Source organism: Phormidium tenue FACHB-1050 (assembly GCF_014696925.1).
Lineage (GTDB): Bacteria > Cyanobacteriota > Cyanobacteriia > Pseudanabaenales > Pseudanabaenaceae > Pseudanabaena.
Genome location: NZ_JACJQY010000005.1, coordinates 34,628 through 48,845 on the forward strand (window position 1 = coordinate 34,628; position 14,218 = coordinate 48,845).

Below are 14,218 nucleotides of genomic sequence, written 5' to 3' on the forward strand. Positions count from 1 at the left end.
TCGTCGCTTAAAACATTAACCCTTAACGTAGATCTTCAATACAAGATTTTTACGCACATCTTTTTCACTATCAAATTCTAGAGAGTACAAACAGTGGACATTCAAATTGGGCGCGGTAAAACTGCACGCAGAGCCTATGGCATCGACGAAATTGCATTAGTACCAGGAGGGAAAACCCTCGATCCCAACGTTGCCGATACATTTTGGGAAGTTGGGGGAATTCGTCGCGAAATTCCGATCATTGCTAGTGCAATGGATGGGGTTGTCGATGTAGATATGGCTGTGAAACTTTCAGATTTAGGTGCATTGGGTGTCATCAACCTTGATGGTATCCAAACCCGCTATGACGATCCCACACCAATCTTAGAAAAAATTGCCTCTGTGGGTGTGACTGAATTTGTCTCACTTATGCAAGAGCTTTACGCCGAACCCGTAAAACCTGAACTTATCCAAAAACGCATCCGTGAAATCAAAGAAAAAGGTGGCATTGCTTGTGCTAGCAGCATTCCTGTAAATGCCTTTAAATATGGGGCGATCGCTGCCGAAGCGGGTTGTGACCTCTTCTTCTTGCAGTCCACAGTAGTCTCCACCACTCACATTGCCGCCGAAGGACTAGTCTCCCTCGACCTTGCAAAATTCTGCAAAGAAATGCCGATCCCCGTACTCATGGGTAACTGCGTTACTTATGATGTCACCCTCGAACTTTTAAGAGCAGGAGCCGCAGGTGTACTTGTCGGTATCGGACCTGGAGCTGCCTGTACATCTAGAGGTGTCCTTGGTGTGGGCATTCCTCAAGCCACGGCTGTTGCTGACTGCGCCGCCGCCCGTGAAGAATTTTTTAAAGAAACTGGCAAATACGTGCCAATCATTGCTGATGGTGGCTTGATTACAGGCGGAGACATCTGTAAATCGATCGCCTGTGGTGCTGATGCCGTCATGATCGGCTCACCCTTTGCAAGAGCCAAAGAAGCTCCTGGTCGTGGCTTTCACTGGGGAATGGCAACACCTAGCCCAGTCCTACCTCGCGGAACCCGTATTCGTGTTGGCACAACAGGCTCCCTAGAGCAAATTTTGCGTGGCCCAGCGGGACTGGATGACGGCACACATAACCTTTTGGGCGCTCTCAAAACCAGCATGGGAACATTGGGAGCAGGGACGATTCGAGAAATGCAACAGGTTGAAGTGGTCATTGCGCCTTCTCTTTTAACTGAGGGCAAAGTTTACCAAAAAGCACAACAGCTTGGAATGGGTAAATAAAAATAATAAAAGGCTCGCAAAGCGAGCCTTTTATTATTTAGCAGATTAATATAATTTAGGTATTATCAAAAAACCTAATATGCCAAAAATTTTGCTGGTAGAAGATAATGAAATGAATCGCGATATGCTATCGCGAAGATTAATGCGTCGGGGGTTTGAAGTTATCGCTGCTACTGATGGCGAATTGGGTGTCAAAATTGCCGAAACAGAACTCCCCGATTTAATTGTGATGGATATGAGTCTGCCGATTCTGGATGGATGGGAAGCTACAAAGCGCTTGAAGCAAATAACTGCAACTCAAAATATTCCAATTATTGGCTGTTCAGCCCATGCGATGGTAGGCGATCGCGAAAGAGGGCTCGAAGCAGGTTGTGATGATTACGACACTAAGCCGATTGAATTTGCAAGGTTATTGGGGAAAATTGAAAATTTATTGAAAATATATGCCAGAACCTAATGAGTCAAATATATTAATTGTTGACGATGATCAAATGAATCGCGAAATTCTTTGTCGTCATCTAAAGAATTTAGGATATGCAAATATAACTTTGGCGGAAAGTGGTCAAATCGGACTAGACATAGTTGCTTCACAGCCGATTGATTTGATCCTGCTGGATATGATGATGCCAGTAATGAATGGTTTAGAAATGCTGAATCATCTTAAGGAAAATTATCAATGGCGCATAATTCCCGTCATTATCATTTCTGCGTTAGATGAAAAAGAAATGATGTTAGCTTGTATTCAAAAGGGGGCTGAAGATTATTTAATCAAGCCCTATGATCGAGTTCTGCTTAAAGCTAGAGTAAGTGCTTGTTTAGAGAAGAAAATATTACACGATCGTGAAGTTTTAAATAATCAGAAACTAGAAGCCGCTTATAAGGAACTAGCAATTGCTTATCACGAGCTAGAAGTTGTTAAAAATGAGTTGGAAGCCTTGTCCCATCGTGATGGATTGACGGGGATAGCCAATCGTCGCTACTTTGATACAGTGCTAGAAAGAGAATGGAATGCAGCGTATAGAGAAAAGAAATGTCTCTCACTCATATTATTTGATATAGACTATTTTAAGAAATATAATGATACTTATGGGCATCTAGCGGGAGATGACTGTCTATGTCAGGTGGCGATCGCTGCTTCAGGGGCAATCAAACGACCAAGGGATACATTAGCAAGGTATGGAGGTGAAGAGTTTGCAGTAATTTTGCCTGATACTGATGCATCGGGAGCAGAGTTTTGTGCAAACCAAATTCGTTTTGCTATTGAAAATCTTCACATAAGTCATAGCTCTTCTCAAATAAATTCCTATGTCACGGCTAGTTTAGGGCTTACTACAATTAGCCCTCACACCCAAATTTCCACATCTCAACAACTAATTAAAGAAGCTGATTTAGCGCTTTATCAGGCAAAGCACGAGGGTAGAAATCGCGTTAAAGTATGGACAACAAACGGATAATCAAAAACGGGTGGTAAAAATGGGAATTCAAAGTTTTCAAGTATTGATCGTCGATGATAACGAAATAAATCGCGATATGCTTGCCCGACGCTTGCATAGAAGAGATTTCAATTTATCAATGGCTGCTAATGGACGCGAAGCTTTGTCAATGATTCAGGCTAATCTCTATGATTTGATTTTACTGGACATCATGATGCCTGAAGTTGATGGATATGCAGTTCTCAAATACTTGAAAAAGGACTCACGCTTGCGCGATATTCCTGTAATCATGATTTCAGCGATCGAAGAAATGGATAGCGTCATGAAATGTATGGAAATTGGTGCGGATGACTATCTCACCAAGCCCTTTGATCCTGAGATGTTAAAAGCAGCTGTTAATCGTTGTCTGCCTAATAAGGGACAGCCTTTAAATGCGCCAACAGTTCCCAATCGCCCAGTTTCTGGATTATCTAGTCCCAGTTTTAGTGATCCCAGTCCTCAAATATCAGAGTTCAAATTACCAGAAGATACAACCCGTGGAACATCAACTAATTCAATCAGTCTTGATGAGGTAGTCCATCGCATTATGCAAACAGGGATGATTAGTCGTAAAGGCTATTTGTATTTTAGCAAAGCAATTTTTAATGCTTTATTTGAGAATTCAGGATTAACAGATCAGGAGGTTTACCAAATTCATTCTGTATTTGATGCTATTCAATCAGGGAGAATTAAGGTAGTAGATTCCAATCCTCCTAGTAAACTTTAATCCCAAAACACAAAATGGCATAGCCATTTTGTACTTTTATAGCTGTCGCCAAGTGTATGAGGACATAAAACCCAAGAAGAGAATGGCGGCGCGAAGCGCCGCCATTCTCTTCTTGGGTTTTGCTTTTGTCCTAGCACAATCGACGGCAGCTATAAAATCCTGACTGGGTTTGGTTTTCAATTTACAAAAGTGTTGCCATTTTGATTTTGAGAAGTTAAGCGCGTAGATCTTTTAATTTCTCTAAAGCTCGACCACTGTTGATGATTTCTTTGGCATGGGCGATCGCATCGTTAATTTCGTCATGTAATCCATAGAGCCAGAGATAAAATCCACAGTTCCATAACACGGAGTTAAGATATTCGGAAGGTTCGGCTTGGAGAGCAGAGAGGATTTTTGTAGCCATTTCCGAAGCATCAGCGATCGCAGGATCTTCAGAGCTAAATCCATAGTTTCTTGCGGATAGAGTTAAGCGCTCAAAGTGATCTCCATGATTGATGCCGATAATCGCTGTACGCGATCGCGGCAAATCTACGCTCCCTTCCCAGCCTTTAACAGTAGCAAATTCGGTAATCCCATGTTGAGCAAAGGCTTCGCGAATATTAGTTTCGGTAGGCGGATGGACAAACCCTGAGACGATGAATTGTTTGCCTTGATAGGGAGACCACATTAACTCAAGGGTCGCAAAGGGTGGGCGTTTGCCAATTTGATCGCGATAGGGAACTAGCCCTTGGGCTAAGGGAAAATGTTTGGGTAAGTAGACAAACCCCAAATTTTGGGTTTCTAGATTGGATTGTACTTGCTCAATAGTCTGATTTTGCCAATTTAGCCCCAAAGCTTGCCAAATTTCGATAAAAGGTAAACCTTCTTTCGTTGGCATCCGATCGCCTCCGTGCATCAAGATCGGAATACCTGCGGTTGCCAATACAAGCGCCGTTACAGGAATAACGGGTGCAGTCTTTGATCTGCCATCGTAGGGCGAGCCTAGTACTAAAACTTGTTTATGGGATGCGATCGGTTCAAGCTTTGCCCCCATCAGTTTGTAAGCATCAAGCATCCCTGCTAGTTCCTCACTAGTGGGACGTTTAATCCGATGAGCGATCATAAATGCGCCGATCTGAGCAGGAGTAGCAATCCCTTGCAACATCATGATCGTGGCAGCCTCAGCCTCTTGGCGCGTCAAGCTTTTGCTGGTATGTGTACCGCTACCAACTTTACGCAAAAATTCGCGAAATTCTTTACTCATTACTCTACGGGTGAATTTAATGCAAAAGTCGGTTAGATGTTGAATTATAGCCTAGAAAGCAGGGACTCTCTACTTTCTAGGCTTATACCAAAACACAAAATGGCTACGCCATTTTGTGTTTTGGTATAAGCCTGTAAGGGTTTGGCTTTTAATTCATGAAAGTATTGTCACACTTTCGTGAATTGCTGACTTAGAGTGCGCTTTGGAAGATAGCAGGAATCTCCTGCTGAATCATCTGGGCAGCAAGTTTACAAAAATATTGAATTGGCGGAATTTGAATACGATCGCTGGTAGTAACAAGGACAATTTCGCGGGTTAGACAGGGTTCATTGAGCGATCGCACTACTAAGTCTGGCTCATGATTTAATTCCACTAAGAAGGTTTCTGGAAGTAGTGCTAACAAACTACCTTGCTTAACTACGCCTCGAAAAGCTTCAAGAGAATTAAGCTCTAGAGCCGCATGTAAACGTAGCCCTTGGCGATTGAACTGATCTTGGACAAGACGCTGTAATCCATAGCCATCTTTGAATACAGCTTGGGGAACGTTATTTAAATCTTTCCATGTTAGCGATTCTTTTTTACAGAGGGGATGATTAACAGGCAGCAAAAGCTGGATTTTTTCTTCATATAGGCGTTCAACTACCATTTCCGAACTCGCAGTTAAAAATGGATTGTTCATCACGATCGCAATATCTATTAAGCCATCCTTGAGAACCTTAAGAGCGCGATCGCTTCCCAAGGTCGTTACTCGCAACTGAACATTGGGATAAACCTTAGAAAATCTTTGCAATATTGGTGGTAACTGATAGGCACAGGCTGAAGGAATACCTGCTACACAAAGTTCTGTTTGTTTTCCTGCTTGCAAGTCGAGTAACTCTTGTGCGGCTGTTGACCAAATCTGACAAATTTTCTTAGCATGGGGTAATAAGCGATCACCGCCCAGAGTTAACTTTGCGTTACCCTGACGATGAAACAGCAATATCCCCACAGTTGCTTCCAAAGACTGCACCTGTCGGCTAATAGTTGACTGACTAACTCCACATTTCTGCGCCGCCTGTTGAAAGTTTCCTGTTTCCGCAACTGCCAAAAAAGCTTGTAACTGTTCCAAACGCATGAAAAATTAATGATGGTTTTAGTTGTGTCTGTCTTCATTAAGCAACTTCTGGGGTTTTGGAAAAGTAGCGCTAGTAACAAGTAAGTAGCTCACCCTAAAACCAGAAGCTGTCCTGCCCGCTATGCGGGCGGGACAGCTTCTAGTTTTAGGTTACTTATAGCTGTCGCTATTCTTGTTAGGACATAAAACCCAAGTAGTGTGAGGCGGCGCGAAGCGCCGCCTCACACTACTTGGGTTTTGATTTGTCTTTATACAGGTGGCTATAGCTATATGTCTGGCTACTTAATATCAAAGTATCGCGATCGCTAGTCCTGTTAGGTCATAAACCCAAAAAGCGAGTAACGGCGCGAAGCGCCGTTACTCGCTTTTTGGGTTTTATTTAACTAATGATTCTCCAAAGCTGCGAATTGTAGGCAATGTATCCGTAAACCACCCCAAGCCTAGCCCTGCACCAGCCGTTAAGACAAGAATAAAGAAACTCAAGCTGCGATTATGGGCTAAAAAAGCACGTAGCTCATTTCTGGCGACATACATCAGCAATACCCAGATAACACTAAGCCCTAAAGACAATACAAACTGCGACTTTTGATAAAAGACAAATATCACCGCCGCGATCACCCATCCTACCGAGAATAACCAGTCCACTCCAAAAGCGATCGCCCCAGAGGGAATCCAGATCCGCCAATCAGCCTTGTGAATCGAAAGTAGCCATCCATAGGCTATATAACCAACCAACACCAGAGCCAAGGATAGAAGTGGTAAATTTCGTAAAACACGCATAATTTTGAGCTTTAAAGTAAAAGTATTAGTCACAGGTTATAGCGAAAAGTACTACATCTACATCAATTTGCCATCTAGTACCAAGTAAAGAAATGGCTACGCCATTTCTTTGCTAAAAAAAACTTACTGGGTTTATTTTTTAATTCTCAAAAGGGTTGTCACACTCTCGTGAATTGGTATATAGCAAAGCAAGTTTTGCTTAGGACATAAAACCCCAGAATTGAGTAGCGGCTGTGTACACGGTAGCCTGCGGGAGAGGGGCTAGGGGTGAGGGAGTTACCCTCTACGTAACTTCAGCTATTACAGCAATTAGAAATACTAACTGTTTAGCCCTGAATCATAAAAATCGAACTTCTCCTAATCCTTGGCGGAGGATTTGTGGATTCAGATCATCAGTTAGGTCGAGAATTGTCGATACTTCATAGCTATGATCGGAGCCATCATCAACAATCAAATCGACCAATTTGGAAAAGTAATCGAATAGTTCCATTTTTGGTAAATCACAAACATTACGCTGTTTTCCATTCTTAGTTTGATGACTAAAGTCTTCATCAAGATCGTCTTCTTGCAGATTTGCGGATGTAGAAATAATCGGATTTCCTAGCGCCTCAATAATTGTTTGGGATACTCCATGATCAGGAACTCGAATCCCTGTAGTTTTACGCTTAGGATTTAACACCAATTTTGGTACAAGCTTAGTTGCTGGCAAGATGAATGTAAAAGGACCTGGCACAAGACTCTTCATCGTGCGATAGTTGGCATTAGAGACATTCGCATATTCAGCAATATTAGAGAGGGACGAGCATAAAAACGTCAGGGGCTTGTCGTTCGACATCTGCTTCAGTTTGCGAACCTTCTCTATGGCTGACTTAGACATCAGATCGCAACCGATCGCATAGACCGTATCCGTAGGATAGAGCAAGATCGCGCCATCACGTAAAGCCGCGACGATTTGAGCGATCGTGCGGGCTTGTGGATTGTCTGGATGCAGTCGGTAGATCGTAGCCATAGTTGTGTCTCGCGATAGTTTTGTAGAAAAAGCAAGCATTTGCTTTTTCTACAAATATTGTCTGTTGAGTAGAGGTTGTAGCACTTCAGGAATTAAAATACGTCCGTCAGGTTGCTGATAGTTTTCTAGAATTGCAGACATGGTACGCCCGACGGCTAAGCCTGAACCATTGAGTGTGTGCAGAAACTCAGTTCCCTTCTTTCCTTTACTCTTAAATCGAATATTGGCGCGACGTGCTTGAAAATCATGGAAATTCGAGCAGCTAGAAATTTCGCGATAGGTATTTGCAGTCGGCAACCAAACTTCGAGGTCATAGCATTTTGCCGCACTGAAGCCGATGTCACCTGTGCAGAGTTCGATAACACGATAGGGTAGTTTCAATGCTTGGAGAATTGATTCTGCATCGCGCACTAGTTTTTCATGCTCTTCCGCCGAGTTTTCGGGACGCACAAATTTAACTAGTTCCACTTTGTTGAACTGATGTAACCGAATCAAGCCTCTGGTATCACGTCCATAACTTCCTGCTTCACGACGGAAACAAGGTGTATAGGCACAATGATGAACTGGCAAATTCTCATCATCAAAGATTTCATCGCGATATAGATTCGTAACGGGAACTTCAGCAGTAGGAATTAACCACAGATCATCTTCGGCACATTTAAATGAGTCTTCGGCAAACTTGGGTAATTGTCCTGTACCTGTCAGGCTAGCGGTATTCACCAAAAGCGGAGGTGCAACTTCAATATAACCATTGGCAGTATGGGTATTCAGCATGAACTGAATTAAGGCGCGTTCGAGGGCTGCTCCTGCGCCAATCAAGTTCACAAAACGAGCCTGCGAGATTTTAACGGCGCGTTCAAAATTAAGAATCCCTAATTTTTCGCCAATTTCCCAATGGGGTAGAATGTCGGTGCGTGTAGTTTTATATTCATCACCCCAACGCCGCACTTCAATGTTTTCAGTTTCATTTGCACCAATGGGCGTAGTTTCACTGGGCAAATTTGGCAAACTCATCAAAATGGTGTTGCTTTCTTCGCGCAAGGATTTTTCCTTGGGTTCTAGTTCCGCTAGCAGTTGTTTGATTTCTGGCGATCGCGCTTTTAGTGCTTGAATTTCCGACTCAGGCGCACCAGATTTCATTTTTAGCCCAACTTGCTTACCAATTTCGTTGCTTTCGGCTTGCAAATGCGATCGCTGAGTTTCGAGTACACGAACTTCCTGCTCTAGTTCGACCAATCTACTAATGTCGTAACCTTTGCCTCGACTGTTGAGGCGAGCTTGCACCTGTTCGGGCTGCGATCGCACGAGCTTAATGTCTAACACGGACTTTTATTTAACCTAAACGCACTCAGAGCATCATACAGCGCTTTGCGATCAAACCCAACCCAACTATTCATTTGAAAACGTTGCTTTGCAACGCTTTCAAATGAATAGTTGGGTTGGGTTAGTGACCATTACAGGGTTTGGCTTTTAATTCACGAAAGTGTGACAACACTTTCGTGAATTGGTGTTATTTGAGTTTATTTGTGAATGTTACAGATTTGAATAATTTCTATATCTAGTGTCTGCTATGATGCATGGTGGAAATTTAAACACTAGATTTGTTTATGGTTGCTCAAATTAAGACGGCTCAGATTAAGACGAATCACCCAAAAAACAACCAAAATCAGCCTCACACTAACCCAGCAGATCCTAACTCGCCTAAACCATCATCGATCGTGACTCCAATTAAAGGACATGTGCAGGTGTTTATCGCGCCCCATCGCAATCTCTATGCCGATATCATTGCCCAAGGCTTACGTATTGCGGGACAAGGCACAAATGTCTTACTCGTCCAATTTTTTCAGACAGGCATTAATCAAGGTTTGAGCAATCCCCGTCGGCTTGTTGAAAATCTAGAATGGCTGAGGTGTGAAGCTCAGCGCGATTTATCTAAAGATGATATCGAATTGACGGATGTCGAAAAATCGGCAGTACTGGAGCTGTGGGACTATGCCAAGGTTGCGGTTAAATCAGCGCAAGCGGGTTTAGTGATCCTCGACGAAGCTGATTTGTTAGTGGCGCGATCGCTGATTACTGAGGACGAACTGTTAGAAGTGCTAGAAACGCGATCGCCCAAGGTCAATATCATCTTGATTGGTGCGTCAATACCTTCTCGCATTTCTGAATATGCTGATCAAGTCACCCATCGCCGCAGTTAGAGTAAGAAAGCTTGCCGTGGAAACTTTTTAACCGATAGAAAGTATTGCAAAGCAATACTTTCTATCGGTTTCTGATTGGGGCGTAAAGCGCAAACCCCAGAAGATGAGGGGCTGCGCGAAGTGCTGCCCCTCATCTTCATAATTACGAGCCAAGCTTGAAGGCTTCCAGAAATAGTCCATACACTAAACCTAATTTAAGAGAATTTAAAATTTCCTTGGTTAGTAGTCTTGGTGCTGCATTATTATCGCTTGGAGTAACTCGTTTGACCGTATAGACATAGCGATTAATCATTTCCACAATAAACAGAGTAATTGCAGCAGTAGTAATATCTTGTTCAGATTTGGCTCCCGATATAGTGGAGATTACAGATGCCAAGAAAAAGCCCACTAATAAACTAATCAATATTAAAGATGTTCGTCGCCAAGGGTTCCGCGACCATTGGGATATTTGCCCAGCACTGACACTTACGATTGTACTAAGACGAGTATTTTGCATAAAAATCTCTCAATTAGAGTTGCTGTGAGGTATTTTGTAATAATAAATTGCTGATATTGGAAGATCTTACTAGCATTGTTTAAGCGAACTGTTAAGAACAAGCTATATTTTTTCGTCCCATCAAGTTTGCCTCTTGATAGGCTCTAGCAATTTTATATGTATCTTCTCTAAAATATTACCTTGATTTTTTAGATTTATGCTTTACCCAGTAAGCGATCGTGCAGTAACTTAATCTAGTCACGGAAAGCAGCAGCTTGCTCAAACTCTCGCTTCTTCGTTCGATGCATTTTCAATAGACCTCATCGTGAGTACCAATATCGATAAGAACGATTGCCTCAGAGTCAACGCTAAAGATAATGCGACAATCATAACCGCAAGAACAAGCCTGAAATCCTTCCAGTTTGCCTCTGAGGGGATGTGTCCCTAAACTCGGTGCAAATACATCTAATTCCATTTGCTGAATCACATTCTCTAAGCGATTTCTTAGCTCAGGATTTCGCTTAACATATCTCCGCAAAGCACGCCCAAATTTTGGCGAAAAAACAATCTTTCTCATAGATTATTCGGGCGAATCAAGTATATTGCGTAATTCAGCGATCGCTTCCTCTGCCGTGTAAGATTTTAGTTCTCCTGCCCGATATGCCACCAAAGCTTCTCGTCCATTTTGAGCTATCTCCTCACGCCGACGCTCAATCTGACGATTACGAATAATTTGAACTAACATATCCTGTTGATCTGTCGGTAACTGTTCAACAACCTCAATTGCTGCTGCAAGTGTAACCATAAGTTTTCCTAAGTTTTCAATCCACTTTCTCTAAAATATTATCTTAATTTTCTAGATTTATGCTTTACCCAGTAAGCGATCGCGCAGTAACTTAATCTTGTCACGAAAAGCTGCGGCTTGCTCAAACTCCTGCTTCTTTGCCGCATCTTTCATTTGTGCTTCCAACTGCTCGATTACCGTGGGAATGTCATCTAGAGAAATTTCCTTGGCATTATTCACCACATACTCAAGCTGACGCTCATTAAGGCGGCGCGATACAGATAGAAAATCAAGGATTGCGTTACCCTCAATGGATTTCACAATCGATGTTGGTGTAATCTGATTGTCTTCATTGTATTTAATCTGAATACGACGACGACGCTCCGTTTCGGAAATTGCTTTTTCCATACTGTTCGTTATGCGATCGGCATACATGATTACCTGTCCGCCAATATTTCGTGCTGCCCGTCCAATTGTTTGAATTAGCGATCGCTCGGCTCTTAAAAATCCTTCTTTATCTGCATCCAAAATCGCTACTAGTGAAACTTCGGGTAAATCTAGCCCTTCGCGCAGTAGATTGACTCCAATCAACACATCAAAAGTTCCTCTGCGTAAATCTTGGAGAATTTCAATCCGTTCAATTGATTTAATGTCTGAGTGGAGATAACGCACGGCAAGATTTCGCTCTTGGAAATATGTGGTCAAGTCCTCAGCCATTTTCTTGGTTAGTGTGGTAATTAACACCCGCTCCTTCCGCTTGACTCGTTCTTGTATCTCATGATACAGGTCATCCACTTGCCCTTCCGTTGGACGCACAAATATCTCTGGATCGACAACACCTGTTGGTCTGATAATCTGTTCAACAACTTGCTCAGAAACTTCCATTTCCCAATCCCCAGGGGTTGCCGAGACAAAAATACATTGCTTGACCATTCCCCAAAATTCATCAGCCTTTAGCGGTCGATTATCCGCCGCACTGGGTAAGCGAAAACCATGATCGATCAGTGTCATCTTTCTTGCGCGATCGCCGTTATACATGCCCCTGATTTGGGGGATCGAAACATGGGACTCATCAACAACCAGCAACCAATCATCTTTGGGAAAATAATCCACTAAACAGGCAGGAGATTCGCCAGCTTGACGACCTGCTAAATGCCGCGAATAGTTTTCGACTCCATTACAAAAGCCAACTTCTTGCAACAGTTCCAAATCATATTTGGTGCGTTGTTCTAAACGTTGGGCTTCAAGTAATTTTCCTGCATTAGTTAACTCTTCAAGTCGGGCTTCTAGTTCTTCTTTGATCTCTGCACAGGCAATTTCTAAGCGATCGGCAGGAGTAACAAAGTGACGTGCAGGATAGATATTCAGTGCTTCTAAACTTTGCAAAATCTCACCCGTCACAGGATCAACATAGCGAATCGCTTCAATTTCATCACCAAAAAATTCTACGCGAATAGTGCGATCTTCGTAGGCTGGTCCAATTTCTAAGATGTCTCCTTTTACCCGAAATTTACCTCGTCCCATTTCTATGTCATTGCGCTCATACTGCACATTGGTTAATGCTTTTAGCAATTCTCTCTGGTCATATTCCACACCCACCCCTAACGGAATCGAAGCCTTAAGATATTCTTCGGGAATTCCCAAACCATAGATACAACTTACGGATGCGACCACAATCACATCTTTGCGCTCGAAAAGCGATCGGGTAGCCGAGTGGCGCAACATATCGATTTCATCGTTGATTGAGGCGGTCTTCTCGATATAAGTATCGGTAACAGGAATATATGCCTCAGGTTGGTAGTAATCGTAATAACTGATGAAGTATTCAACCGCATTATTGGGAAAGAATTCGCGCAATTCGTTACATAGCTGCGCTGCCAAGGTCTTATTATGGGCAAGTACCAAAGTGGGCTTTTGATATTTGGCGATCGCATTGGCTACGGTCATGGTTTTGCCTGTACCTGTAGCGCCCAACAGTGTCTGATAACGTAGTCCTTTTTGTAATCCATCGAATAATTGAGCGATCGCTTTTGGTTGGTCGGCAGTGGGCTGCCAAGGGGTACGAATATCAAACAGAGCCATGAGCTTGGAAAGTATTGAGAAAATGATCAAAATCAGCGATCTCTATCATATCAAACCTAAATTCAGGACGGTTAGAGATTCGTCGTAAAGGATTGAAACTGCGGATTCAATCCTTTACGGTGTAAATACAAGTTACCAAGAACTCAAGTTCTTGGCTAAAAGCTAAAGTCGGTTGAAACCGACTGAAGAAATTCAACCCATTTCAATAGGTTTGAGCTATTAGCCTGTACTTGAATGCAAGGCTTGGGTGCAATGCGATCGCTTGCATTAGGAAAAGCCAAAACCCAAGAAGCGAGTGGCGGCGCTTCGCGCCGCCACTCGCTTCTTGGGTTTTGTGTCCTAACAAGAGTGGCTATAGCTATATAATCTAAGCTAGTTCACATTCTTGTTAAGGAGTTGTATATGCTAGACAAACGTGACTATACCTTAATCATCGATAAAAGTGGAAGCATGTCAAACACTGACAGGGGCACTAACAAAAGTCGGTGGGAAATTGTCAAGGAATCGACGCTTGCCCTTGCTCGTAAATGCGATCAGTTAGATCCAGATGGGATTACGGTATATTTATTTTCAGGAAAGTTTAAGCGATACGACAATGTTTCGGCAGTGAAGGTTGAGCAAATTTTCCAAGAAAATGATCCGATGGGTGGGACTAATCTCATCTCTGTTCTCCAAGATGCAATTAATCAATTCTTTCAACGCAAAAAGGCTGGTCAAGCTAAAGGTGGGGAAACAATTTTAGTAATTACCGATGGAGAACCAGACGATCGCCGTTCTGTGTTTGAAGTAATCATCGAAGCAACTCGTCGGATGAATTCTGATGCAGAACTTGGGATTTCTTTTATTCAAGTTGGTTCCGATCCTAGTGCTACTGATTTTCTGAAGGCTCTAGATGACAAGTTACAGAGTATTGGCGCAAATTTTGACATTGTAGACACGATTACGCTTAGTGATATGGAAGATATGACTTTGGCGGAAGTGTTATTGAGTGCGATTAATGATTAGGTGATTTTTTCAGTGACGAGGCTCTGCCTCGCCACTGAAAAGCAGGATTAAGTACAAGCAAATTTTATA

15 protein-coding genes are annotated in these 14,218 nt (G+C 42.7%); 6 read left to right on the forward strand and 9 right to left on the reverse strand.

The window, feature by feature from the left end; translation table 11 throughout:
- Nucleotides 1–93 precede the first annotated feature (93 nt).
- The 4 genes from H6G05_RS04690 to H6G05_RS04705 all read left to right on the forward strand — a co-directional run bounded on the left by H6G05_RS04690 (nucleotide 94) and on the right by H6G05_RS04705 (nucleotide 3,456).
- Entirely contained in the window at nucleotides 94–1,257 is a 1,164-nt protein-coding gene (locus H6G05_RS04690; RefSeq protein WP_190576746.1) for a GuaB3 family IMP dehydrogenase-related protein, read from the forward strand.
- A 79-nt stretch (nucleotides 1,258–1,336) separates the two neighbouring features.
- Nucleotides 1,337–1,714 carry a response regulator gene (locus H6G05_RS04695; RefSeq protein WP_190576748.1) on the forward strand — a complete coding sequence of 126 codons (378 nt, stop codon included), beginning with the start codon at nucleotides 1,337–1,339 and terminating at the stop codon, nucleotides 1,712–1,714.
- Nucleotides 1,701–2,711 carry a GGDEF domain-containing response regulator gene (locus tag H6G05_RS04700; RefSeq protein WP_190576750.1) on the forward strand — a complete coding sequence of 337 codons (1,011 nt, stop codon included), beginning with the start codon at nucleotides 1,701–1,703 and terminating at the stop codon, nucleotides 2,709–2,711. Before H6G05_RS04695 ends, H6G05_RS04700 begins: the two co-directional genes overlap by 14 nt.
- Nucleotides 2,712–2,730: 19 nt before the next feature.
- Nucleotides 2,731–3,456, forward strand: a complete 726-nt coding sequence (locus H6G05_RS04705; protein ID WP_190576752.1) for a response regulator — start codon at nucleotides 2,731–2,733, stop codon at nucleotides 3,454–3,456.
- A 214-nt stretch (nucleotides 3,457–3,670) separates the two neighbouring features.
- Here H6G05_RS04705 and H6G05_RS04710 read toward each other — a convergent pair whose 3' ends face one another.
- The 5 genes from H6G05_RS04710 to serS all read right to left on the reverse strand — a co-directional run bounded on the left by H6G05_RS04710 (nucleotide 3,671) and on the right by serS (nucleotide 8,925).
- The gene (locus H6G05_RS04710) at nucleotides 3,671–4,699 is read right to left on the reverse strand and encodes an anthranilate phosphoribosyltransferase family protein (protein WP_190576754.1); all 1,029 of its coding nucleotides are present in this window, start codon (nucleotides 4,697–4,699) and stop codon (nucleotides 3,671–3,673) included.
- Nucleotides 4,700–4,889: 190 nt separating this feature from the next.
- Nucleotides 4,890–5,813 (reverse strand): LysR family transcriptional regulator, encoded by a 924-nt coding sequence (locus H6G05_RS04715; protein ID WP_190576756.1) that lies wholly within the window; start codon nucleotides 5,811–5,813, stop codon nucleotides 4,890–4,892.
- Between the two features lie 375 nt (nucleotides 5,814–6,188).
- Nucleotides 6,189–6,626, reverse strand: coding sequence for a hypothetical protein (locus tag H6G05_RS04720; protein WP_322096327.1), 438 nt, complete (start codon nucleotides 6,624–6,626; stop codon nucleotides 6,189–6,191).
- A gap of 304 nt (nucleotides 6,627–6,930) precedes the next feature.
- Complete coding sequence (locus H6G05_RS04725; RefSeq protein ID WP_190576760.1) at nucleotides 6,931–7,602, reverse strand: L-threonylcarbamoyladenylate synthase; 672 nt, start codon at nucleotides 7,600–7,602, stop codon at nucleotides 6,931–6,933.
- A 48-nt stretch (nucleotides 7,603–7,650) separates the two neighbouring features.
- On the reverse strand, nucleotides 7,651–8,925 hold the full coding sequence (gene serS, locus H6G05_RS04730) for a serine--tRNA ligase (RefSeq protein ID WP_190576762.1): 1,275 nt from the start codon (nucleotides 8,923–8,925) through the stop codon (nucleotides 7,651–7,653).
- Nucleotides 8,926–9,209: 284 nt separating this feature from the next.
- Here serS and H6G05_RS04735 point away from each other — a divergent pair, with 284 nt between their 5' ends.
- Nucleotides 9,210–9,803 (forward strand): cob(I)yrinic acid a,c-diamide adenosyltransferase, encoded by a 594-nt coding sequence (locus tag H6G05_RS04735; RefSeq protein WP_190576764.1) that lies wholly within the window; start codon nucleotides 9,210–9,212, stop codon nucleotides 9,801–9,803.
- A gap of 142 nt (nucleotides 9,804–9,945) precedes the next feature.
- Here H6G05_RS04735 and H6G05_RS04740 read toward each other — a convergent pair whose 3' ends face one another.
- From H6G05_RS04740 to uvrB, 4 genes are all read right to left on the reverse strand, one after another.
- Nucleotides 9,946–10,299: a DUF565 domain-containing protein gene (locus H6G05_RS04740; protein WP_190576766.1), complete on the reverse strand. Its 354-nt coding sequence runs from the start codon at nucleotides 10,297–10,299 to the stop codon at nucleotides 9,946–9,948.
- 289 nt (nucleotides 10,300–10,588) lie between these two features.
- Nucleotides 10,589–10,855, reverse strand: a complete 267-nt coding sequence (locus H6G05_RS04745) for a type II toxin-antitoxin system RelE/ParE family toxin (RefSeq protein ID WP_190576768.1) — start codon at nucleotides 10,853–10,855, stop codon at nucleotides 10,589–10,591.
- 3 nt (nucleotides 10,856–10,858) lie between these two features.
- Nucleotides 10,859–11,083 carry a hypothetical protein gene (locus H6G05_RS04750; RefSeq protein WP_190576770.1) on the reverse strand — a complete coding sequence of 75 codons (225 nt, stop codon included), beginning with the start codon at nucleotides 11,081–11,083 and terminating at the stop codon, nucleotides 10,859–10,861.
- A 57-nt stretch (nucleotides 11,084–11,140) separates the two neighbouring features.
- Complete coding sequence (gene uvrB / locus H6G05_RS04755) at nucleotides 11,141–13,144, reverse strand: excinuclease ABC subunit UvrB (protein WP_190576772.1); 2,004 nt, start codon at nucleotides 13,142–13,144, stop codon at nucleotides 11,141–11,143.
- 402 nt (nucleotides 13,145–13,546) lie between these two features.
- Between uvrB and H6G05_RS04760 the strand changes: the two genes are divergently transcribed.
- Nucleotides 13,547–14,149: a vWA domain-containing protein gene (locus H6G05_RS04760; protein WP_190576774.1), complete on the forward strand. Its 603-nt coding sequence runs from the start codon at nucleotides 13,547–13,549 to the stop codon at nucleotides 14,147–14,149.
- The last annotated feature ends 69 nt before the right edge of the window (nucleotides 14,150–14,218 follow it).

Excerpts from the sequence above, each read along its gene's own strand:
- H6G05_RS04745 (WP_190576768.1), bottom strand. The coding sequence starts at position 10,855 with ATGAGAAAGATTGTTTTTTCGCCAAAATTTGGGCGTGCTTTGCGGAGA.
- H6G05_RS04725 (WP_190576760.1), bottom strand. The coding sequence starts at position 7,602 with ATGGCTACGATCTACCGACTGCATCCAGACAATCCACAAGCCCGCACG.
- uvrB (WP_190576772.1), bottom strand. The coding sequence starts at position 13,144 with ATGGCTCTGTTTGATATTCGTACCCCTTGGCAGCCCACTGCCGACCAA.
- H6G05_RS04705 (WP_190576752.1), top strand. The coding sequence starts at position 2,731 with ATGGGAATTCAAAGTTTTCAAGTATTGATCGTCGATGATAACGAAATA.
- H6G05_RS04710 (WP_190576754.1), bottom strand. The coding sequence starts at position 4,699 with ATGAGTAAAGAATTTCGCGAATTTTTGCGTAAAGTTGGTAGCGGTACA.
- H6G05_RS04735 (WP_190576764.1), top strand. The coding sequence starts at position 9,210 with ATGGTTGCTCAAATTAAGACGGCTCAGATTAAGACGAATCACCCAAAA.
- H6G05_RS04740 (WP_190576766.1), bottom strand. The coding sequence starts at position 10,299 with ATGCAAAATACTCGTCTTAGTACAATCGTAAGTGTCAGTGCTGGGCAA.
- H6G05_RS04700 (WP_190576750.1), top strand. The coding sequence starts at position 1,701 with ATGCCAGAACCTAATGAGTCAAATATATTAATTGTTGACGATGATCAA.
- H6G05_RS04760 (WP_190576774.1), top strand. The coding sequence starts at position 13,547 with ATGCTAGACAAACGTGACTATACCTTAATCATCGATAAAAGTGGAAGC.
- H6G05_RS04750 (WP_190576770.1), bottom strand. The coding sequence starts at position 11,083 with ATGGTTACACTTGCAGCAGCAATTGAGGTTGTTGAACAGTTACCGACA.
- H6G05_RS04695 (WP_190576748.1), top strand. The coding sequence starts at position 1,337 with ATGCCAAAAATTTTGCTGGTAGAAGATAATGAAATGAATCGCGATATG.
- H6G05_RS04715 (WP_190576756.1), bottom strand. The coding sequence starts at position 5,813 with ATGCGTTTGGAACAGTTACAAGCTTTTTTGGCAGTTGCGGAAACAGGA.